This is a genomic window from Achromobacter sp. ACRQX (genome assembly GCF_022346505.1).
Taxonomy (GTDB): domain Bacteria; phylum Pseudomonadota; class Gammaproteobacteria; order Burkholderiales; family Burkholderiaceae_B; genus Achromobacter; species Achromobacter animicus.
The window spans coordinates 178,678-200,529 of sequence record NZ_JAKRML010000001.1; the positions used below are offsets into that span (position 1 = coordinate 178,678).

Below are 21,852 nucleotides of genomic sequence, written 5' to 3' on the forward strand. Positions count from 1 at the left end.
GGCCCCGGATGCGGTCCCGGACAGGGTTCCGGAGATGGACCCGGAAAGTACACAACCCGCCCATCGCAGTGATGCGAATCAGGCGGGTTGAGGGAAGCGTGGCCAGGCGATGAGCGCGATTTCAGCGCAGCACGCATTGGCCAGCTTGCGCGCAATCACGCACAAGCCAGGTTGAAAACCGCCGTCAGCGGATTTCGCGGGCCTCGACGTCAATCACGTCGCCACGCGGTTGCGTGGCGAACGGGGCAGTGGCGGACTGGAAGGGTCCAGGGCGGGCGCCTTGGCGCTGGCTCCAATAGGCGCGAACGCCGAAGGGCTTGCCGCGGACCTTGGCGACCACATAAAGGATCGCCACGGCGAATGCCGTGGAAAGCATGAACACCAGCGCCATCGCCATGCCGATCAAGGCCAGGGCGGCGAATAAGACGGCACGAAAGAAGCGGATAAGTGTGTTGGTCATGAATGGTCGGATGCAAAACGCAGCGAAAGGTTCCCGTGTATCCGCTATCCTTTAGGGGATGGCGGCCCGCAGACGCCGCGCTGCCTACGGAACCATAGTGACATGAGTATAACGATAGAAAACATCCGCGCCGCACTGCGCGCCGCGCAAGACCCGAATACCGGTTTGGATTTGGGCGTTTCTGTAAAAGATCGTGACATTCAACTGGCCGGCGGCCGCGTCGCGTTGACGCTGGAGCTAGGCTATCCCGCCGACGCCGTCTGCGACCAGATCCGCGACATCGCCGTGCGTGCGTTGGCGCAAGCCGGCGCGCCCCACGCACAAGTCACCATCACCTGGAAGGTCGCCGCGCACGCCGTGCAGAAGGGCCTGAAGCCGCTGCCCAACGTGCGCAACATTATTGCGGTCGCTTCCGGCAAGGGCGGCGTGGGCAAGAGCACCACCGCCGTGAACCTGGCCCTGGCGCTGGCCGCCGAGGGCGCAACGGTCGGCGTGCTGGACGCCGACATCTACGGCCCCAGCGTGCCGACGATGCTGGGCATCTCCGGCCGTCCCGAAAGCCGGGACAACAAGAGCATGGAGCCGCTGACCGGCCACGGCCTGCAGGCCAACTCCATCGGTTTTCTGATCGACGCGGACTCGCCCGCCATCTGGCGCGGCCCGATGGTGACGCAGGCGCTGGAACAACTGCTGCGCCAGACCAATTGGCGCGACCTGGATTACCTCATCGTCGACATGCCCCCCGGCACGGGCGACGTGGCCCTGACGCTGGCGCAGAAGGTGCCGGTCGTTGGCGCGGTCATTGTCACCACGCCGCAGGACGTGGCGCTGCTGGACGCGCGCAAGGGCCTGAAGATGTTCCAGAAGGTGGAGGTGCCGATTCTGGGCGTGGTCGAGAACATGGCCATCCACATCTGCTCGCAGTGCGGCCACGCCGAGCACATCTTCGGTGAAGGCGGCGGCCAGCGCATGGCCGAGCAATACCAGACGCCCTGGCTGGGCAGCCTGCCGCTGACGCTTGCCATTCGCGAACAGACCGACGCCGGCACGCCGACCGTCGTGTCGGACGCGGGCAGCGAAGCCGCGTCGCTGTACCGTGCGATCGCTCGAAAGCTGGCCGCGGGCGTTGCGGCGCTTCCGCGCGACATGGCCGGAAAGTTTCCCTCCATCGTCGTTCAACAACCGACCTGACGCATGCGGTGGGCTGCCCGCGCCTTATTGGCAGGACTTTGCATGATGGCGGGCGAGGCGTTGGCCAAGCGCCCGGAGGTCATTGTCGACCCCGGGGGCGTGCCCCCGGCCGCGCTGCAGGCGATCACCCAGGCGGTCGATGCGATCGCGCGTCTGGCCGAAGACCAGGACGGCGGTGAAATCAACCGCCTGCGCCGGCGCGCGCGCGACGCGACGCTGGCGGCGCTGGCCACGCAGGGGTATTTCTCGCCCAAGGTCACGCTCGAAGCCGGTACGGATATCGGCGGCGAAACCTGGGACATCGCGATCGTGCCGGGCAAGCGCACGACCGTCGAATCCGTGAATCTGGAATTCTCGGGCCGCATCACGCGCCCCGAGTACGCGCAGCGCGTGCAGAAGCTGCGCGATGACTGGAGCCTGAGGAAGGGGCAGCCGTTCATCAACAGCGACTGGAACCGCGCCAAGGCCACGCTGCTGGACGACGTGTCCACGCGCGACTTCCTGCTGGCCCGCATGACGTCCTCGCGCGCCGACATCGACGCGGACAACGCGGCGGCGCATCTGCACGTCACCATCGACAGCGGGCCGCAGGTGCGCATGGGCGAGCTCAACACCCAGGGTCTGAAGCGCGTGCCGGAGACGCTGATCGACCGCTACGTGCGCTACAACGTGGGTGCCGCATTCGACCAGAACCGGCTGGACCAGTGGCAGCAGGACCTGCAATCGACCGCGTTTTTCCGCGGCGCGTTCGTCTCGCTGCAGGAGCCGCCCAGCCAGAACGATCAGCCCACCGATCCCATTTCCGACCGCGCCCGCGGCCCCGGATCCGAAGACGCCGCTGCCGCCGCGCCGGCGGGCGATCCCACGGTGTCGGGTGGCATGCCCCCGCCGCCGGCGCAGTTCGATTCCGACGGCGAGATCACGCTCCCGGTGCAGGTGCGCGTGGTCGAGGCGCCGCCCAAGCGGTTTTCCGCGTCGATCGGCGTGGACGACGAGGCCGGCGTACGGGTGGAATCGGTGTATCGCCAGAACGTCGTGTTCGGCCAACCGGTCACCATGGAAACAGGCTTTGGCGTGGACCGGCTGCGCCAGCGCGCTTTCATGGACATCCTTTTGCCGCCTTCCGAGCGCGGCTACCGCGATTCCGTCGGGATCCTGGCGGACCGTTCCGACATCCAGGGGCTGGAAGTGACCCGCTACGCGCTGGGCGCGACGCGCACGCAAGAGCGCAAGGGCGCAGGCGACAGCCGCGTCGAATATGAAACGCGCTACGGCGTGCTGCTGGCGCAAGATCACGTCAAGATCGACGGCGGCGACAGCTACACGTTGCCCACCATCACCACCACGGCCGAATGGCTGCGTCGCGATGTCGACAACAAATACGATCCGCGCGAGGGCAACCTGATTTCCGTGGGCGGCGGTGTCGGCGTGACGCTGGATACCGGCGAGCCCTACACGCGCCTGCGGCTGCGAGGCCAGAAATGGTGGCCGTTCGGCAAGTGGGACGTGCTGACGATCCGTGGCGAGGTTGGCCGCGTGTGGTCCAACGGCGACGTGCAGGTGCCGGACGACTTCGGTTTCCGGACGGGCGGTGCGCGGTCGATCCGCGGCTATCGCTATCAAAGCATCGGCGTGCACCGCGACAACGCAGTCGTCGGCGCGCCCACGCTGCTCGTGGGCAGCATCGAGTACGACCATTATTTTGACGAGCGCTGGGGCATGGGCGTGTTCGTGGACGCGGGCGATGCCGCCGAATCGTTCGGCGACATGAAGATGTCCGTAGGCTACGGCGTTGGCGCGCGCGTGCGCACGCCCGCCGGGCCGCTGTTCCTGGACGTGGCCTACGGCCAGCGCGAACGTGACCTGCGTCTGCATTTCTCGCTGGGGATCGCGTTTTGAAGTTCGTGCGTAAATTTCTGCGCCATGTGCTGGTGTGGTGGCTGCCCGGGCTTGCCATGCTGGTTGCGCTGGCGGCTGGCTTCATCTTCTGGTTGGTGGCGTCGCAGAACGGCACGCGCCTGTTGCTGACTACCGCCGCGCAGCAACTCGAAGGCCAGGCGCTGGACGTGAACGGCTCGCTGCTGCACGGGGTCACCGTGGGGCGTCTGGAGCTGACGGCCGGCGGCACGCACGTCGACATCCACGATCTGGATCTGTCCGTGCGCTGGAGCGCCCTGGGCGACCGGCTGCTGCACGTGCGCAATCTGTCCGCCGGCTCGGTCCGCGTGGACATGGAATCCTCGCCCGAGACGCCGCCCGACGAGGAAAGCAGCGAACCCTTCACGTTGCCCAAGCTGCCGGTGACCATCGCCGTGGACCGGCTGGCGCTGGGCGACTTCCAGTTCACCCAGGACGGCGAGCCGCTGCCCGTCACCTTGAATGACCTGAACGCGACCTTTGCCGCCAGCCCGCAGGGCGCGCAATTGCGCATCGCCAGCCTGCGCGTTGGCCACGAGGTGGGCGAGGCCGATGTGACTGGCCAGGCCGATCTGCAGGGTCTGGCCGACCCCTGGCCCTTCGCGGCGCGCCTGGACGTGACGGCGCGCGGCGCGGGTCCCGACTCTCCCCTGTGCCAGGCCGATCGGCTGAGCGGCGTGTTTGGTCCGGTGGCGGGGCAGGCGCCCGCTAAGGACAAGGCCGAAGAATCGGCCAAGGAGCCCGCTGCGGCCAAGAAATCGGCTGCGTCCAAGGCCCAGGCTCCGGCCAACCGCGCTGACCCTCGCAAGGCCGAGGCCGCCGCCAAGGGCACAAATGCCGCCAAGCCGGCGGAGGCGGCCAAGGGCCGCACCGACGCCGCAGCAGCTTCCAAGGGCAAGGCAGAGCCTGCCGCCACCGCGGCCGCGCCGATGGGGCCGCCCGTGCCCGCGTGCCTTGTCGTGCTGCACGCCGACGCCGCGGGATCGCTGGACGGCATCCAGGCCAAGATCGACGGCACGGGGTCCAATTTCGTGCTCGATGTGGTGGCCGATCTGGCGCCGCGCACGGCGCTGGTGCTGCGCAGTGCCAGGGCGCGAGCGCAGTTGCCGGACAAGTCCACGCTGGCCGCGCAATTCGACCTGCAGGCGGGCGACGCGCCTGGCCGCGACCGCATCGTCGGATCGCTGGAGGCGCAGCGTCTGGACCTGGCGCCCTGGACGGGCAATGCCATTCCACCCGCGCTGCTGACCGTTCGTGCCGATGTGCAGGCCGACATTGAAAACCTGAGCGCGCTGCGCCATGCCGCCGTCAACCTGCGTTTTGAAGAGGGCAGCCGCTGGAACCGCCAGCCGCTGAGCGGGGATCTGAAGGCGCAGGTGGATGTGACTGGGACGGGGGACGGTGCGGCAGCCGGTGCTGCGGCAGCCGATGCTGCGGCAGGCGCCGCAGTGGTGCCTGCCGTGACGGCCGCGCGTGACCCGGCGGTGGACCCGCTGGCCGGCCTGCGCATCCACGGCCTGGACGTGGACCTGCGGCTGGGCCGCAATCGCGTCCGCGCGACGGGCGAACTGGGCGCATCCAGCGGCGCCATCACGCTGGATGCCCAGGCGCCGCAACTGGACGCCTTCTGGCCCGACATACCTGGCGGCGCCGACGTGAAGGCCCGCATCGACGGCACGGTGGCCGCGCACCGCGGCGAGCTCACCGCCAGCTATACGCCGCCCCGGCCCCGGCCCGGCATCATCGGGCAATCCCGCGCGCAGGCCAATCTGACCTTCAACGGCGGCTGGGGCAGGGGCCCGGCAGGCCAGCCCGACGCGGCGCTGGTGGGCTGGCGCGGCACGTTTTCACGGCTGAGCGCGGATACCGCCGGATTCGCCGTGTCCCTGGATCGCCCGGTCACGCTGTCCTTCCTGCCCGCTGCCGTGGCGCCGCAATGGCAGTGGCAGGTCGGCCAGACCGGCGTGAGCCTGACCCTGCCGGGCAAGGAGCGCCTGTCCGTGGCGCACCAGGGATCGCGCGGCGGCGGCAAGCGCTGGGAAACCGCCGGGCAGTCGGACAACCTGGTCATCACGGCCGGCGTGGCGCGCCAGGTGGTCGGCGCGTTCGATCCGGAAGCCGCGGCCAAGCTGGGCCGCAACGCCGGCCGCGTGAACGCGATGGTTCCCGACGGCCAGCGCCGCATCGCGCTCGACCTGCTGTGGGACTTGAAATTCGACGGACGCCTGGCCGGCCGGGCCCGCATCGCGCGCCGTGCGGGCGACCTGCTGATTCCGGGCGATCCCCCGGTGCCGCTGGGCGTGAAGGCGCTGGTCGTCGACGTGACCGCCACGCCCACCTCGGCCAACGCCAGCCGGCTGGACGCCCGCCTGGACCTGTCGACGGAAAAGATGGGGTCGATCAACGGCACCGGCACGGCGGTCCTGCTGGTGGACGCGCAGGGCGGGATGGCGCTGGATTCGCGCCAGCCGCTGCGGGCGCGCTTGAATGCGGACATCGCCGACCTCGCGTGGGTTGGGCTGTTCGTGGGCGACGCCATGGAAGTGGGCGGTACGCTCAAGGCCAACATCGACGTGCAGGGCACGCTTGCCGGCCAATGGGGCGCCACCGGCTCGATCCGGGGCGACAAGCTGAGGCTGGTGCGCATCGACGACGGCGTGCGGCTGATCGATGGCACGCTGTCCGCCCGCCTGGACGGCCAGCGGCTCATTCTGGACAGCCTGCGCTTTCCGGCGTCGCTGCGCGTGATGCCTGCCGAATGGCGCACCAAGGAATGGATCACGACGAATGCGGGCGCCAAGGGCGGTTACGCCGAAGCGAAGGGCGACTGGAACATCATGGACGGCGGCGGCGCGATCAAGCTGACGCTGTTCCGATTCCCCGCCCTGCAGCGATCGGACCGCTACGCCATGGTGTCCGGCACGGTCGAGGTGCGGGCGGCCATGCCGCGCCTGGAGATCGTGGGCAACCTTAGCGCCGACGCGGGCTGGTTCAGCCTGGAGATCCTGCAGGGCGTGCCGACGCTGGATGACGACGTGCGCGTGATCCGCGCGGGCGACGATCCCAACAAGGTCTCGACGCCGCTGCAGACCAGCATGGACCTGAAGTTCGACATGGGGCCGCGCTTCTACATCACGGGCATGGGGCTGGACGCCGGCCTGCTCGGTTCCATCCAGATCCGGCTGAACGAGGGCCGGCTGACAGGCTGGGGACAGTTGCGCACGCGCGGCGGCGGCATCGAGGCCTATGGCCAGCGGCTGCGCCTGAGCCGCGGAACCCTGACGTTCCAGGGCCGTCTGGATAACCCCATCCTGGACATCGAGGCGCTGCGCACGGGTGAACTGGTCGAGGCCGGCGTGCGCGTGGTGGGCACGGCCCAGCGTCCGCGCATCGACCTGGTGTCCTATCCGGAAGTCAGCGATGTCGAAAAGCTGTCGTGGCTGCTGCTGGGCCGCGGGCCGGACGAAAGCGGCGGCGACGCGGCCTTGCTGGTGTCGATCGGCACCGCGCTGCTGGGGGGCGGGCAGCCGTTCTACAAGCAGTTCGGGCTGGACGACGTGGCGGTGCGCACCGGCAACATGGGAAGTTCGGGCAGCATCCTGCCGGACCGTACGGTGGCCGGCAATGTGAACCGCGATATCGGCAGCGACCTGTCCACGCAATTCCTGGTGGCCAGCAAGAACTTCGCCAATGGCATCACGCTGAGCGTCGAGCAGGCGCTGTCCGGCAGCGATACCGTTGGGCGTGCCAGCTACCGGCTGGCGCGTGGTCTGTCCCTTGATTTGAAGGGCGGCTCGGTCAACGGGATTTCGCTGGTGTACCGCACCCTGTTCGGCAATTGATCCGGCGCCCGGCTTGCGGCGGGACAAGTCTGTCCCGCCCGGCCGGAATCGGGTTCGGCGCGCTCGGGATAAAATGATGCCCATTCCAAATCCCTAGCACCACACCCACCATGAGCATCAAAAGCGACCGCTGGATCCGCCGCCAGGCCGAAGCCGGCATGATCGAACCCTTCGAACCGGGGCAGGTTCGTACGGCCAATGGCGGGCGCATCGTCAGCTACGGCACCAGCAGCTACGGCTACGACGTGCGCTGCGCCGACGAATTCAAAATCTTCACCAACATCAATTCGACCATCGTCGATCCCAAGAACTTCGACGAAGGCTCGTTCGTGGATTTCAAGGGCGACGTCTGCATCATCCCGCCGAATTCCTTCGCCCTGGCGCGCACCGTGGAATACTTCCGCATCCCGCGCAGCGTCCTGACGGTCTGCCTGGGCAAGAGCACGTACGCGCGCTGCGGCATCATCGTCAACGTGACCCCGCTTGAACCCGAATGGGAAGGCCACGTCACGCTGGAATTTTCCAACACCACGCCGCTGCCCGCCAAGATCTACGCCGGCGAAGGCTGCGCACAGATGCTGTTCCTGGAAAGCGACGAGGTCTGCGAAACCTCGTACCGCGATCGCGGCGGCAAATATCAAGGCCAGCGCGGCGTCACGCTGCCGCGCACCTGATCGTTCAGCCTGGCTGCGCCGGGCGCGAGTTATCGCTCGGGCAGTCACGCCGGTAGTCGATATCCCACTCGCCTTCGCCGGTCTGCACGAAGCCGTGCCGGCGATAGAAGCGGTTCGAATCGCTGCCGCGCAACGCGCTCAATGTCACCCCGACGCCGCGGCGGTCGGCGTCCTGCAAGATCCGGCGCAGCACCTGGCCGCCTACGCCTCGCCCCTGCGCAGAGGGATGCACGTACAGATGATCCAGCCGCAATCCCTCTCCCTCCGGCCGCAGGCAATAGAACCCGATGCGTTTGCCGTCTTCTTCGATGTGCCAGGTGCACTCGGGGCGGAAGGTGCCGCGCAGCCGCTCCCGCGCCCGGTCCGGGTCAAAGCGGCCCAGCCGTTCCAGGCTGTCGCGCATGGCCTCGATCCGCAGCGCCAGCAGCGCTTCGAAGTCGGCCTCGGCTGCAGGCGTGAAGCGCAGCGACGCAGGCGCCAGTTCGTCATAGCCCCGGCCCAGAAACTGCAGGATGCAGATGCCGTGGCCATAAGGATCGGCCAGATGCGCAATGCGGCCCCAGTCATGCGTGATGGGCGGATCCTCCAGGCGCGCGCCCGCGGCGACCGCCCGGGCCACGGCCTGGTCCACGTCATCCACCACGACGTCCAGATGCACGGGCGTCCAATGCCGCGCGTAGTCGCGGCGCTGACGGACAGCGCCGCCGGCCGCCGGACCGCCGGCCGCCGGACCGCCGGTCGGCGTGCCCGCCGCCTTTTCGAGCAGATAGATGGGGGCGTCGGCGCCCAGCAGTTCGGCCCCCGTGGAACCCAGCCGCCGGTTCAGCGTCAAGCCGAAGGCCGACTGGTAGAAGCCGATCGCGTGTTCGAGATCGGGAACATCAATATTGACCAGGATTCTCATGGGGACATTCTGATGGTGAAGCGCCAGCACGGTAGAGGGGCAAACCCCGGTGTTGTGCGGCCTGCGCTAAAGAACCTTATGCCGCGTCCGTAAAAAGATTACATGTGTTTGCCGATTTGGCGACGTCATTTCTGCAAGCGTTAGCAAGGCCCAATCCGTGCGTTACCCCCATATTCCCTGGCTGCCCCTGTTGTTCTATCCCGCGTTGCCGGTGGCCGCAGCGGTCGGGCTGCTGCTCTGGCGGGATTGGCCGCCCGCGCTCAGCCTGATCGTGCCGTTCGTGCCATGGGTCATGGCGCTGATCGGATCGGCGATCTGCCTGATGTATCAACGCTCGCAGACCATGGCGCTGATGCTGTGCGTGCTGGCCGTCACGGCGGCCTGGCCTACGCTTGCCCGGGAAGCCCCGTGGGCCATGGGGCCGGTGCTGGCCTGGTGGTCGCTCGTCTACACCATCAATGCCCTGTGGTCCGAACGATCCAGCATGCTGATCGATGTGGCGCTGCGCATCGGCTTGATCGCCGCGGGCGTGGCCGTGATTGCGCTGGTGGGCAAGGACGGCGTGGGCGAAATCTTCAGCACCGTCGCGCTGCAGGGCATGCTGGCGCGCCTGGGCGTACCGGCCGAGGCGCTAATCGCGTTGCTGGGCACCGGCCTGACGTTGACGCTGCTGCTGTTGCGCTACGGGCGCCCGCAGCAGGCAGGGCAGTGGCTGGGCTTCGTGTGCATGGCCTGGGCGCTGCCGCGCGGCGCGGCGCATCCGCTCGAACTGGCGCTGATGTCCGCCGCGGCGCTGACGGCCCTGTGCATCTCGTTGGCGCACGAAGGCTTTCACATGGCGTTCCGCGACGAGCTCACCGGTTTGCCCGGCCGCCGCGCACTGAACGAGCGGCTGCAACGCATGGGCCGCCTCTACACGCTGGCCATGGCCGACGTGGACCACTTCAAGGCCTTCAACGACACGCACGGCCACGATGTGGGCGATCAGGTGTTGCGCATGGTCGCCTCGCAGTTGCGGCGCGTGCCGGGTGGCGGCCAGGCCTACCGCTACGGCGGCGAGGAATTCACGCTGGTGTTTCCCGGCAAGACTGCGGCCGAGGCCATGCCGCACCTGGAAACGGTGCGCCGCGCCATCGAGGCCTACCAGATGCGCCTGCGCGACAAGCCGGCCCGGCCCAAGGCGGACCAGATCGGCCAGCGCCGCCGCGGCGGACGGGGAGGGCGCGGCGCCCGGCCCTTGCGCGTGACGGTCAGCATCGGGGTGGCGGAACGCAGCGATGCCCTGCGCGCCCCGGACGCCGTCATCAAGGCGGCCGACCAGGCGCTCTACAAGGCCAAGGACGGCGGTCGCAATCAGGTGTGTGCCTTCGGCGCGCGCCGCCGCGCGGGCGCTGCTTGAGGCCAGTGCCTACCGGTCGGCCAGCGGCATCGCCATCAGCGCTTCGTCGTACAGCTTGCCGTTGACGCACAGCGCCTCGCGCTCGTGGCCATACACGGTGAATCCCAGGCTGGCGTAAAGCGCGGACGCCGCGACGTTGTTGGCGGTAACGCTCAACTGCACCTGCCGGATGCCGCGCATGGTGCGCGCATGGTCGATCGCCGCGTGCATCAGCATCCGGCCCAAGCCCCGGCCGCGCTCGGCGGGTGCGACGTACATGCTCCAGATGTGCGCCTTGTGCCGCACCTTCAGCTTGCGCTGGCGTCCCACGCCGACGATCCCGGCCAATGCCTCGCCCAGAAACACGCCAAACATCGCGCCGTCGTTGGCCGGCGAAATCCATTCGCGGATGTCCGCCAATGTCAGCGTGTGTTCCTCTTCGTAACTCGATCCAAAGGACTCGGGCGTTTCGACCAGCGCATTCAAACGCAATTGCCGCAGGGGCGCGGCGTCGGCAGCGATCAGTCGTCGGACGACAGGCTCGTTCATGGCGGCTTTGAGAGTGTTGGGATTAGGTAACGTTTGAGGAGTATAGGGGGATGGGCTTGCCTATAATGGCCCCAACGCCGCTTGCGGTTTTCAACAAGGAGCCATTGATGTTCGGTTTCCTCAAGACAAACCAGGATGCGACGCGCCACGAAGTCCAGGAAGAATTCGTGGCCCGTGTCGCGGGTGCAGCGCAGGACTTCGTGGAGGCGGCCGGTTCAACCGGCGCCGTGCTGGACTACTCCCCGTCCAGCGTCCATGCGCTGGATGACGCACTGGAGGCCGCCCATCTGGGCACCCTGCCTCTGACCCCCATGCAAACCGTCGGTGCTGCCGCCTATCTCTACGAGGTTGGCCGCCGCGCGCATGGCGGGCTGTACGAGGTCTGCGACGACGAAGATCCCGTGGTCCTCGTCTGCGGAGAACCCGGCTCCGAAGTGTGCTTTGGCGCCATCGCCAAGGTCGAGCGGCGCATCCGTTACGGGGCCGCCGAGGCCATCCCCGCCTACTTTGAACGCTTCATGACAGCCCTCCAGACGGGCGAAGCGCAGACCATCCGGTAGGCTGATCTGGCGCTTCTGGGGATTTCCCTTAGGGCTGTAAGAAAAACAGCCCTACAATTCCGCAATTCCCGCCGGCCGGCGGGTGCTCGTGCCGTCTGTCATCAGACGGTTTTTTACTCGCAGTACATTCGCGCCGCGATACGCGTCCGATCCGCCATGCCCCCAGGAGCGCCTGCATGAAATTCCGCTTCCCCATCTTCATCATCGACGAGGACTACCGTTCCGAGAACGCGTCCGGTTTGGGTATCCGTGCCTTGTCCGCAGCAATCGAGGCCGAGGGCGTCGAGGTGATCGGGGTGACCAGTTACGGCGACCTGAGTTCGTTCGCGCAGCAGCAGAGCCGCGCCAGCGCCTTCATCCTGTCGATCGACGATGAAGAGTTCGACGTGGACTCGCCCGAGGACGTGGCCAGCGCAATCAAGAACCTGCGCGCCTTCATCGGCGAGCTGCGCTTTCGCAACGCGGACATTCCCATCTATCTGTACGGCGAAACGCGCACGTCGGAACACATTCCGAACGACATCCTGCGCGAGCTGCACGGCTTCATCCACATGTTCGAGGACACGCCGGAGTTCGTGGCGCGCCACATCATCCGCGAAGCCCGCAGCTACGTCGACAGCCTGCCGCCGCCGTTCTTCCGCGAACTGGTGAAGTACGCGCAGGACGGTTCGTATTCGTGGCACTGCCCGGGGCACTCGGGCGGCGTGGCGTTCCTGAAGAGCCCGGTCGGCCAGATGTTCCACCAGTTCTTCGGTGAAAACATGCTGCGTGCCGACGTCTGCAACGCCGTGGACGAACTGGGCCAGCTGCTGGACCACACCGGCCCGGTCGCCGAATCCGAACTGAACGCCGCGCGCATCTTCCACGCGGACCATTGCTTCTTCGTGACCAACGGCACGTCGACCTCGAACAAGGTCGTGTGGCACGCCAACGTGGCCGCGGGCGACGTCGTGGTGGTGGACCGCAACTGTCACAAGTCGATCCTGCACGCCATCACGATGACGGGCGCGATTCCGGTGTTCCTGCGCCCCACGCGCAACCACCTGGGCATCATCGGCCCTATCCCGCTCGAAGAATTCCACCCGGACAACATCCGCAAGAAGATCGAAGCGAACCCCTTCGCGCGCGAAGCGGTGAACAAGAATCCGCGCATCCTGACGCTGACGCAGAGCACGTACGACGGCGTCATCTACAACGTCGAAATGATCAAGCAGCAGCTCGGCAGCTATGTCGACACGCTGCACTTTGACGAAGCCTGGCTGCCGCACGCGTCGTTCCACGAGTTCTACCAGGACATGCACGCCATCGGCCAGGACCGCCCGCGCAGCCAGGACGCCATGGTGTTTGCCACGCACTCCACGCACAAGCTGCTGGCCGGCATTTCGCAGGCCTCGCAGATCATCGTGCAGGAATCCGAGACCCGCAAACTGGACCGCAACGTCTTCAACGAGGCGTACCTGATGCACACGTCCACGTCGCCGCAATACGCGATCATCGCGTCCTGCGACGTGGCCGCGGCCATGATGGAACCCCCGGGCGGCACCGCGCTGGTCGAGGAAAGCATCCGCGAAGCCCTGGACTTCCGCCGCGCCATGCGCAAGGTGGAATCCGAGTTCGGCAAGAACGACTGGTGGTTCAAGGTCTGGGGCCCGAACCGCCTGGTGGCCGAAGGCATCGGCAATCGCGACGAATGGATCCTCGAAGCCAACGATCACTGGCACGGCTTCGGTGAAATGGCCGAAGGCTTCAACATGCTGGACCCGATCAAGGCCACGGTCATCACGCCGGGGCTGGACATGTCGGGCAGCTTCGGCGAAACCGGCATTCCCGCCGCGCTGGTCTCCAAGTACCTGACCGAGCACGGCGTGGTGGTTGAAAAGACCGGCCTGTATTCGTTCTTCATCCTGTTCACCATCGGCATCACCAAGGGCCGCTGGAACACGCTGCTGACTGCGCTGCAGCAGTTCAAGGACGACTACGACCGCAACCAGCCGCTGTGGCGCATCCTGCCGGAGTTCTGCCGCGACCATCGCCGCTACGAGCGCATGGGCCTGCGTGACCTCTGCCAGCAGATCCACGAGGCCTACCGCGAGCGCGACGTCGCCCGCCTGACGACCGAGATGTACCTGAGCGACATGGTGCCGGCGCTGAAGCCGTCGGACGCCTTTGCCCGCATGGCGCACCGCGAAGTCGAGCGTGTCGACATCGACAAGCTGGAAGGCCGCGTCACGGGGGTGCTGCTGACGCCGTACCCGCCGGGCATTCCGCTGCTGATCCCGGGCGAACGCTTCAACCGCACCATCGTGCAGTACCTGCAATTCGCGCGCGAGTTCAACGAACGCTTCCCCGGCTTCGAAACCTACATCCACGGCCTGGCCGACGAAGTGGGTCCGGACGGCGAAAAGCGTTACTACGTTGACTGCCTGATCGAAGAGTAAGCACGGGCGGGCCGGAAATCTTGATGTTCGATGTTGCAGTGCTTGGCGCGGGCGCCGCGGGCATGATGTGCGCGGCGGTCGCGGGTCAGCGCGGCCTGCGCGTGGTGCTGGTTGACCACGCGCAGCGCCTGGCCGAGAAGATCCGCATTTCGGGCGGCGGACGCTGCAACTTCACGAACATCGGGGCTGGGCCCGCCAATTTCCTGTCTGAAAATCCCCATTTCTGTCGGTCGGCGCTGTCGGCCTACACGCCGCAGGACTTTCTGGCGCTCATGAAGCGCCACCGCATCGCCTGGCACGAGAAGCATCGCGGCCAGCTGTTCTGCGACGACTCCAGCGAAAACATCATCGACATGCTGCGCGCCGAGTGCGACGCGGGCAATGTGCAATGGCGCATGGGCTGTTCGGTGGCCGAGGTCGCGCATGGGGCCGAAGGTTTCGAGCTGCGCACCAGCCAGGGCGTCATCCGGGCCGCCAAGCTGGTCGTCGCGACCGGCGGCATGGCGATTCCGCAACTGGGCGCCACCGACTTCGGGCTGAAGATTGCCCGCCAGTTCGGCCTGAAGGTCGTCGAGCCGCGCCCCGCGCTGGTTCCGCTGACCTTCGACCCCGCGCAGTGGCAGCCGCTGTCCGAGCTGTCCGGCGTGGCGCTGGAAGTGAACCTGCGGACGGGGCAGGGCAAGACGCGAGGCGAATTCCTGGAAGACCTGCTGTTCACGCACCGCGGGCTGTCGGGGCCGGCGATCCTGCAGATCTCCAGCTACTGGAAGCCGGGCGAGCCCATCGTGATCGACCTGGCGCCGGGGCGCGATCTGGCGCAGGAACTGCTGGCGTCCAAGTCCGGCAATCGCCAGCAGCTTCATACGGTGCTGGGCGGGCTATGGCCCAAACGGCTGGCCGACCGCTGGCTGCAATTGGCCGAGCAGGGCGGCAAGCCGGGCCTGGCCGCGCTGCGCCTGGCCGACGCGCCGGACAAGACGCTGCGCGGGCTGGCGCAGGACATCCATCAGTGGACGCTCGTGCCCAGCGGCACAGCGGGCTACAAAAAGGCCGAAGTCATGCGCGGCGGCGTGGACACGCGCGGCCTGGACCAGAAGTCCATGCAGGCAAAGGCCGCGCCGGGCCTGTATTTCATCGGCGAGGCCGTCGACGTGACCGGCTGGCTCGGCGGCTACAACTTCCAGTGGGCGTGGGCCTCGGGCGTCGCCTGCGGCCAGGCGCTGTAGCTGCGGCAGGCGCGCTGGTTAGCCACCGGCCGCTTTCACCCCAAATCCTGAAAATTCCCGAAGCAACCTGCGTGGCCGCCATTGCGCCTTTCCGGCATTCCGTCATTGTGATATCAAATAAAAATACATATCATTTATGTTTTGATCTTTATCAAAGCCGTCCCGCGAGGGACGGATCAGCCGGAGACTCGCATGGCCTACACCCTTCCGCCCCTGCCGTACGCCTATGACGCGCTGGAACCTCACATCGACGCAATGACGATGGAGATCCACTACACCAAGCATCACCAGACCTATGTGACCGGCCTGAACACCGCGCTCGAAGGCGCCGGCATCGCCACGGATGAACCCGTGGAAGCGCTGGTCGCGCGCATCAAGGAATTGCCGGAAGCCGTGCGCGGCGCGGTGCGCAACCACGGCGGCGGCCACGCCAATCACAGCCTGTTCTGGGCCGTCATGTCGCCGCAGGGCGGCGGCGAGCCGGATGGGGCGCTGGCTGCGGCCATCGACACCGAGCTGGGCGGTCTGCCCGCCTTCAAGGAAGCCTTCACCAAGGCGGCGCTGACGCGCTTCGGCAGCGGCTGGGCCTGGCTGAGCGTGACGCCGGCCGGTAAGCTGGTGGTCGAGAGCAGCGCCAACCAGGACAGCCCGCTGATGGACGGCAATACGCCGATCCTGGGCCTGGACGTCTGGGAACACGCTTATTATCTGAAGTACCAGAACCGCCGGCCGGAATACATCGGCGCTTTCTACAACGTGGTGAACTGGCCCGAGGTCTCGCGCCGCTACGCTGCGGCAAAGGGCTAAGCGCATCTCCCCAAAGGAGCGCAGCCGCATATGAATACCTTCAGCCGTCATCGCGTGCGGCCGGCGGCCACCAGCATCAGCGTCTGGACGCTGGCCGTGATGGTGTCCTGCTTGGCCCTGTACCAGCTCTGGGTCTACCTGGACGTGCGGGCGCCGCACGTGGCCGACGCGCTGCTGGGCGGTCTTGTCGCGGCCGCCGCCACCGCGCTGGGCACCCTGCCCATTCTCTTTGCCCGCACCATTCCGCAGAAGGCGCAGGACAGCATGTTCGGCTTTGGCGCCGGCGTCATGCTGGCCGCCAGCGCGTTTTCGCTGGTCGCCCCGGGCATCGCGGCGGGTGAGGAATTGGGGTACGGCCCCTGGGGCGCTGGCCTGACGGTCGGCGCCGCCCTGCTGTTGGGGGCGGCCGTGCTGCTGCTGATGGACCGGGTCCTGCCGCATGAGCATTTCATCAAGGGCAGGGAAGGGATGGAGGCGCACCGCCTGCGCCGCACCTGGCTGTTCGTGTTCGCGATCATGCTGCACAACCTGCCCGAGGGCCTGGCGATCGGCGTGGGTTATGCAGCAGGCGACCCCGTGCGCGGCACGGCGCTGGCCACCGGCATTGCGATCCAGGACATTCCCGAGGGGCTGGTCGTGGCGGTGGCCCTGCTTGCCGCCGGCTACAAGCGCACGTTTGCCGTGGCATTGGGCATGCTGTCGGGGCTGATCGAGCCCGTCGGCGCTGTGCTGGGCGCCGCCGTGGTCGGCTGGTCGGCGCCGCTCCTGCCGTGGGGCCTGGGCTTTGCCGCGGGCGCCATGCTGTTCGTCATCAGTCACGAGATCATCCCGGAATCGCACCGCAAGGGGCACGAGGTCTACGCCACCTGCGGCCTGATGATCGGTTTCGTGCTGATGATGCTGCTGGATACCGCGCTGGGATAGCGCCGCCGGGCGTGCAACAGGCCTAGGCTTACCCCAGGCTTTCGTTGTATGCTTTCGGCGCTGTCACGCATGCTGCGGGAGAGAGCGGCCGAAGGCGTCAAGCCCGGCCGCCGCCGAAGGCGCAATTCGCCCAGAATCGCTCAGGTAACCGATACCGCGCAGGCTTGTCCCGTCCCGCATTTGCCGCCATTGCCGGCTACGCAGACGTGGCAAAACAGCACTCTGGAGAGACCTGGCGCCGCGCCCTGAACAGGGACACTGCGAGCAGCCCAGGCGCCGAAGGTGCAAACCCGCTTCGCGGGGCAACTCTCAGGCAAAAGGACAGAGGGGCGGAAGATTCAGCCGTTGCGCGGGCGCCGTCCGCCCGCAACCAGCGGCATTCCGTAACCCTGGCATCGCTGCCGTCCCGGAGTTCCCCCGCATGTCCGCATCCCTCAAACGCACCCCGCTCGCCGAAGAACACATCGCCGCCGGCGCCCGCATGGTCGATTTCGGCGGCTGGGACATGCCGCTGGCCTACGGTTCGCAGATCGAAGAGCACCATGCCGTGCGCCAGGACGCCGGCATGTTCGACGTCTCGCACATGCTCAACGTCGACGTGACGGGCCCGGATGCCTTCGCCTTCCTGCAGCGCCTTGTCGCCAACGACGTCGCCAAGCTGACGGTCCCGGGCAAGGCGCTCTACAGCTGCATGCTGAACCCGCAGGGCGGCGTCATCGACGACCTCATCATCTATTTCTTCGCTGCCGACGAATGGCGCGTGGTGGTCAACGCCGGCACGGCCGACAAGGACGTGGCCTGGATGCAGCGCGTCAAGCAGGCCGGCGCGTTCGACGTGACCATCGCCCCGCGCCGCGATCTGGCCATGGTGGCTGTGCAGGGCCCCAACGCCCGCGCCAAGGTCTGGGCCGCCCGCCCGGCCTGGCAAGCCGCCAGCGAATCGCTGACTCCCTTCGTCGCCGCTCGCGTGGGCGACGACACGCTGGTCGCCCGCACGGGCTACACCGGCGAAGACGGTTTCGAAATCGTCCTGCCCGCTGCTGAAGTCGTGCAACTGTGGCGCGACCTGATCGCCCAGGGCGTGCGTCCGGCAGGCCTGGGCGCGCGCGACACGCTGCGCCTGGAAGCCGGCATGAACCTGTACGGCCAGGACATGGACGAACTGACCCACCCCGGCGAAGCCGGCCTGACCTGGACCGTGTCCGGCAAGAACGCCGAGCGCCGCTTCATCGGCCGCGACGCGATCGAACAATTCGCCAAGCCCGCCACCTTCATCGGTCTGAAGCTGCAGGAACGCGGCGTCATGCGCGCGCACATGGCCGTGCGCACCGCGCAGGGCGTGGGCGAGCTGACCAGCGGCACCATGTCGCCCACGCTGGGCGTGTCGATCGGCTTTGCCCGCCTGCCGCAAGGCGTGGCGCCGGGCGACAAGGTCGAGGTCGACATCCGCGGCAAGTGGGTGCCCGCCGTGGCGTGCAAGCTGCCTTTCGTGCGTAACGGCAAAGCCGTCGAACACTCGTAAACTCGAACCTCGCGCGTGCACCGGCCCGGTCTGGGCAACGGCCGCCCGCGCGAGGCGCGCAACACCATTCATCTACCCGCATTCCCTCAGGAGTTCCCATGAGTCTGCCCACCGATCGCAAGTACACCGAGTCCCATGAATGGGTCAAAGCCGAGGGCGACGTGTTCGTCGTCGGCATCACCGACACCGCCCAGGAGCAACTGGGCGATCTGGTCTTCGTTGGCGACGTGAACGTCGGCGCGAAGCTGAGCGCGGGCGAAACCGCCGGCGTGGTCGAGTCGGTCAAGGCCGCCTCGGACATCTACGCGCCCGTGTCCGGCGAAATCGTTGCCTTCAACGAAGAGCTGGAAAGCAACCCCAACCTGATCAACGAATCGGCCTTCACCGCCTGGATCTTCAAGATCAAGCCGGACAACGCCGCCGACGCCGACAAGCTGCTGGACGCCGCCGGCTACGAAGCCGTCGCCAACGGCTGATGCCGCACGCGGGGGAGCGGCGGCGCCGCCTCCCTCGCCAGACGCAATACCGTCCGTTCGCAGGACGACACCCGCTACCCCCCGAGATCCCCCCATGTCGCGCGCCCTAGACACCCATACCGACTTCATCCCCCGCCACATCGGCCCCTCCGACGCCGACCAGGCCGCCATGCTTGCCGTGATCGGCAGCGACAGCCTGGACGCCCTGATCGAAGAAGTCGTGCCCCCCAAGATCCGCAGCAAGGAGCCGCTGGCGCTGCCCGCGTCGCGCAGCGAAGCCGACGTGCTGGCTGAACTGAAGCAGGTCGCGGGCCGCAACAAGGTCTACCGCAGCTACATCGGGCAGGGGTACTACGGCACGCAGACGCCCAACGTGGTGTTGCGCAACATTCTTGAAAATCCCGCCTGGTATACGGCCTACACGCCCTACCAGCCCGAGATTTCGCAGGGCCGCCTGGAAGCCCTGCTGAACTACCAGACGATGGTCGCCGACCTGACCGGCCTGGACATCTCCAACGCCTCGCTGCTTGACGAAAGCACCGCCGCCGCCGAAGCGATGACGCTGGCGCGCCGCAGCGCCAAGTCCAAGAGCCCGGTGTTCTTCATCTCGCGCCACGTGCATCCGCAGACCATCGAAGTCGTGCGCACGCGCGCCGAAGGCCTGGACATCGAGATCCGCATCGGCGACGAAGCCGAAGGCCTGCCCGAGTGCTTTGGCGTGCTGCTGCAGTACCCGCACAGCACGGGCTCGGTGTCCGACTATCGCAAGCTGGCCGAAGCCGCCCACGCGCAAGGCGCAGTGGTTGCGTGCGCGACCGACCTGCTGGCGCTGGCCGTGCTGGCCGCGCCGGGCGAGTGGGGCGCCGACATCGCCGTCGGTTCGGCCCAGCGCTTTGGCGTGCCGTTCGGCTTTGGCGGCCCGCACGCCGGCTTCATGGCCTGCAAGGACGCATTCAAGCGCAACATGGCCGGCCGCCTGGTCGGCGTGTCCAAGGACGCGCAAGGCAATCCCGCGCTGCGCCTGGCGCTGCAGACGCGTGAACAGCACATCCGCCGCGAGAAGGCCACTTCCAACATCTGCACGGCGCAGGTGCTGCTGGCCGTGATGGCCGGCATGTACGCGGTGTGGCACGGCCCGGCCGGCATCCGCCGCATCGCCGAGCGCGTGCAGCGCGCCACCGCCATCCTGCGCGCCGAGCTGATCAAGCTGGACGTCAAGGTCGCCAACGACACGTTCTTCGACACGCTGCTGCTGGAAACCGGCGCCGCGACGCCCGCCATCCTGACGGCTGCCGACTGCGCGCACATCAACCTGCGCCGCGTCGACGGCGCCCGCCTGGCCATCTCGCTGGACGAGACCGTCACCGTGGCCGACCTGGAAGCCCTGGTCAACGTCTTCGCCGCCGGTCTGGAGCGCGATGATGTCGAACTCGACATCGACGCGCTGGACGCCGCGGCCCCCGGCGGCATTCCCGCCTCGGTCGCCCGCGAAAGCGCGATCCTGAAGCACCCCATCTTCTCCAGCATCCAGTCCGAAACCGACATGCTGCGCTACCTGCGCAAGCTGGCCGACAAGGATCTGGCGCTGGATCGCACGATGATCCCGCTGGGTTCGTGCACCATGAAGCTGAACGCCACGGCCGAGATGATCCCCATCACCTGGCCCGAGTTCGCGCTGATCCACCCGTTCGCGCCGGCCTCGCAAAGCCAGGGCTACGTGGAACTGATCGACCGTCTGTCCGCCGCGCTGTGCGAAATCACCGGCTACGACAACATCAGCCTGCAGCCCAACTCGGGCGCGCAGGGCGAATACGCGGGCCTGCTCGCCATTCGCGGCTACCACCAGGCCAACGGCCAGCACCAGCGCAACATCTGCCTGATCCCGTCTTCCGCGCACGGCACCAACCCCGCCTCGGCGCAGCTCGCCGGCATGGACGTGGTGGTCGTGGCGTCGGACGCCAACGGCAACGTGGACCTCGCGGACCTGCGCGCCAAGATCGAACAGGTCGGCGACAAGCTGGCCGCGCTGATGATCACGTACCCGTCGACGCACGGCGTGTTCGAAGAAGCCGTCACCGAAATCTGCGATCTGGTCCACCAGGCCGGCGGCCAGGTGTACCTGGACGGCGCCAACATGAACGCCATGGTCGGCGTGGCCAAGCCGGGCAAGTTCGGCTCGGACGTGTCCCACCTGAACCTGCACAAGACCTTCTGCATCCCGCACGGCGGCGGCGGACCCGGCGTGGGTCCCGTGGCGGTGCGCTCGCACCTGGCGCCCTACCTGCCGGGCGTGGTGAACGAACAGGGCAAGCTGCCCGGCGACGCCAAGGTCGGTCCGGTCTCGGCCGCGCCGTTCGGCTCGGCCGGCATCCTGCCGATCCCGTTCGTGTACATCGCGCTGATGGGCGCCGACGGCCTGCGCCGCGCCACCGAAGTCGCCATCCTGAACGCCAACTACATCGCGACCCGCCTGCGCGGCCACTACGAGGTCCTGTACGCGGGCCGCAACGGCCGCGTGGCGCACGAGTGCATCCTGGACGTGCGCCCGCTCAAGGAAACCAGCGGCATCAGCGCCGAAGACATCGCCAAGCGCCTGATGGACTACGGCTTCCATGCGCCCACCATGAGCTTTCCGGTCGCGGGCACGCTGATGGTCGAACCGACGGAATCCGAAGGCGTGGCCGAACTGGACCGTTTCATCGACGCGATGATCGCGATCCGCGAAGAAATCGCCCAGGTCGAACGCGGCGAACGCGATCGTGACGACAACGTCCTGAAGAACGCGCCGCACACCGCGCAGATGCTGCTGGCCGAGGAATGGCTGCACGACTACCCGCGCCAGCAGGCCGCCTACCCGGTGGCAACGCTGCGCGACGCCAAGTACTGGCCGCCGGTTGCCCGCGTGGACAACGCCTACGGCGACCGCAATCTGGTGTGCGCGTGCCTCCCGATCGAGGCGTACGCGTAAGGCACGTGAACGCGTC

16 protein-coding genes and 2 riboswitches are annotated in these 21,852 nt (G+C 67.4%); of the genes, 13 read left to right on the top strand and 3 right to left on the bottom strand.

Annotated features, from left to right (window positions below):
- Positions 1-184: 184 nt before the first annotated feature.
- Positions 185-460, bottom strand: a complete 276-nt coding sequence (locus MHZ91_RS00800) for a hypothetical protein (protein ID WP_056325207.1) — start codon at positions 458-460, stop codon at positions 185-187.
- A 102-nt stretch (positions 461-562) separates the two neighbouring features.
- On the opposite strand from MHZ91_RS00800, the gene apbC reads away from it, so the two are divergent.
- The 4 genes from apbC to dcd all read left to right on the top strand — a co-directional run bounded on the left by apbC (position 563) and on the right by dcd (position 8,084).
- Complete coding sequence (gene apbC, locus MHZ91_RS00805) at positions 563-1,651, top strand: iron-sulfur cluster carrier protein ApbC (protein WP_239211409.1); 1,089 nt, start codon at positions 563-565, stop codon at positions 1,649-1,651.
- A gap of 3 nt (positions 1,652-1,654) precedes the next feature.
- Positions 1,655-3,550 carry an autotransporter assembly complex family protein gene (locus MHZ91_RS00810; protein ID WP_370647767.1) on the top strand — a complete coding sequence of 632 codons (1,896 nt, stop codon included), beginning with the start codon at positions 1,655-1,657 and terminating at the stop codon, positions 3,548-3,550.
- 56 nt (positions 3,551-3,606) lie between these two features.
- Complete coding sequence (locus MHZ91_RS00815; RefSeq protein WP_239211966.1) at positions 3,607-7,410, top strand: translocation/assembly module TamB domain-containing protein; 3,804 nt, start codon at positions 3,607-3,609, stop codon at positions 7,408-7,410.
- A 110-nt stretch (positions 7,411-7,520) separates the two neighbouring features.
- On the top strand, positions 7,521-8,084 hold the full coding sequence (dcd, locus tag MHZ91_RS00820; RefSeq protein ID WP_008166733.1) for a dCTP deaminase: 564 nt from the start codon (positions 7,521-7,523) through the stop codon (positions 8,082-8,084).
- A gap of 4 nt (positions 8,085-8,088) precedes the next feature.
- Here dcd and MHZ91_RS00825 read toward each other — a convergent pair whose 3' ends face one another.
- Positions 8,089-8,988 (bottom strand): GNAT family N-acetyltransferase, encoded by a 900-nt coding sequence (locus MHZ91_RS00825; RefSeq protein WP_239211412.1) that lies wholly within the window; start codon positions 8,986-8,988, stop codon positions 8,089-8,091.
- A gap of 157 nt (positions 8,989-9,145) precedes the next feature.
- Between MHZ91_RS00825 and MHZ91_RS00830 the strand changes: the two genes are divergently transcribed.
- A complete protein-coding gene (locus MHZ91_RS00830) occupies positions 9,146-10,387 on the top strand; it encodes a GGDEF domain-containing protein (protein WP_239211414.1) in 1,242 nt (413 codons plus the stop codon).
- A gap of 9 nt (positions 10,388-10,396) precedes the next feature.
- Here the strand turns inward: MHZ91_RS00830 and MHZ91_RS00835 are convergent, their stop codons facing one another.
- Entirely contained in the window at positions 10,397-10,915 is a 519-nt protein-coding gene (locus tag MHZ91_RS00835) for a GNAT family N-acetyltransferase (protein WP_175122487.1), read from the bottom strand.
- A gap of 107 nt (positions 10,916-11,022) precedes the next feature.
- On the opposite strand from MHZ91_RS00835, the gene MHZ91_RS00840 reads away from it, so the two are divergent.
- The 8 genes from MHZ91_RS00840 (at position 11,023) to gcvP (ending at position 21,836) form a co-directional block, all read left to right on the top strand.
- On the top strand, positions 11,023-11,475 hold the full coding sequence (locus tag MHZ91_RS00840) for a hypothetical protein (protein WP_175122488.1): 453 nt from the start codon (positions 11,023-11,025) through the stop codon (positions 11,473-11,475).
- Between the two features lie 176 nt (positions 11,476-11,651).
- On the top strand, positions 11,652-13,913 hold the full coding sequence (locus tag MHZ91_RS00845) for an arginine/lysine/ornithine decarboxylase (RefSeq protein WP_062839975.1): 2,262 nt from the start codon (positions 11,652-11,654) through the stop codon (positions 13,911-13,913).
- A 23-nt stretch (positions 13,914-13,936) separates the two neighbouring features.
- Positions 13,937-15,139, top strand: coding sequence for an NAD(P)/FAD-dependent oxidoreductase (locus tag MHZ91_RS00850; protein ID WP_239211416.1), 1,203 nt, complete (start codon positions 13,937-13,939; stop codon positions 15,137-15,139).
- Positions 15,140-15,331: 192 nt separating this feature from the next.
- Positions 15,332-15,946, top strand: coding sequence for a superoxide dismutase (locus MHZ91_RS00855; RefSeq protein WP_239211423.1), 615 nt, complete (start codon positions 15,332-15,334; stop codon positions 15,944-15,946).
- 30 nt (positions 15,947-15,976) lie between these two features.
- The gene (locus MHZ91_RS00860) at positions 15,977-16,870 is read left to right on the top strand and encodes a ZIP family metal transporter (RefSeq protein WP_056559064.1); all 894 of its coding nucleotides are present in this window, start codon (positions 15,977-15,979) and stop codon (positions 16,868-16,870) included.
- 65 nt (positions 16,871-16,935) lie between these two features.
- Positions 16,936-17,037: riboswitch (glycine riboswitch) on the top strand.
- A gap of 45 nt (positions 17,038-17,082) precedes the next feature.
- Positions 17,083-17,205: riboswitch (glycine riboswitch) on the top strand.
- Between the two features lie 86 nt (positions 17,206-17,291).
- On the top strand, positions 17,292-18,392 hold the full coding sequence (gene gcvT / locus MHZ91_RS00865; RefSeq protein WP_239211437.1) for a glycine cleavage system aminomethyltransferase GcvT: 1,101 nt from the start codon (positions 17,292-17,294) through the stop codon (positions 18,390-18,392).
- 98 nt (positions 18,393-18,490) lie between these two features.
- Positions 18,491-18,868, top strand: a complete 378-nt coding sequence (gene gcvH, locus MHZ91_RS00870; RefSeq protein ID WP_056559057.1) for a glycine cleavage system protein GcvH — start codon at positions 18,491-18,493, stop codon at positions 18,866-18,868.
- Positions 18,869-18,962: 94 nt separating this feature from the next.
- Positions 18,963-21,836: an aminomethyl-transferring glycine dehydrogenase gene (gene gcvP / locus MHZ91_RS00875; protein ID WP_239211439.1), complete on the top strand. Its 2,874-nt coding sequence runs from the start codon at positions 18,963-18,965 to the stop codon at positions 21,834-21,836.
- Positions 21,837-21,852 lie beyond the last annotated feature (16 nt).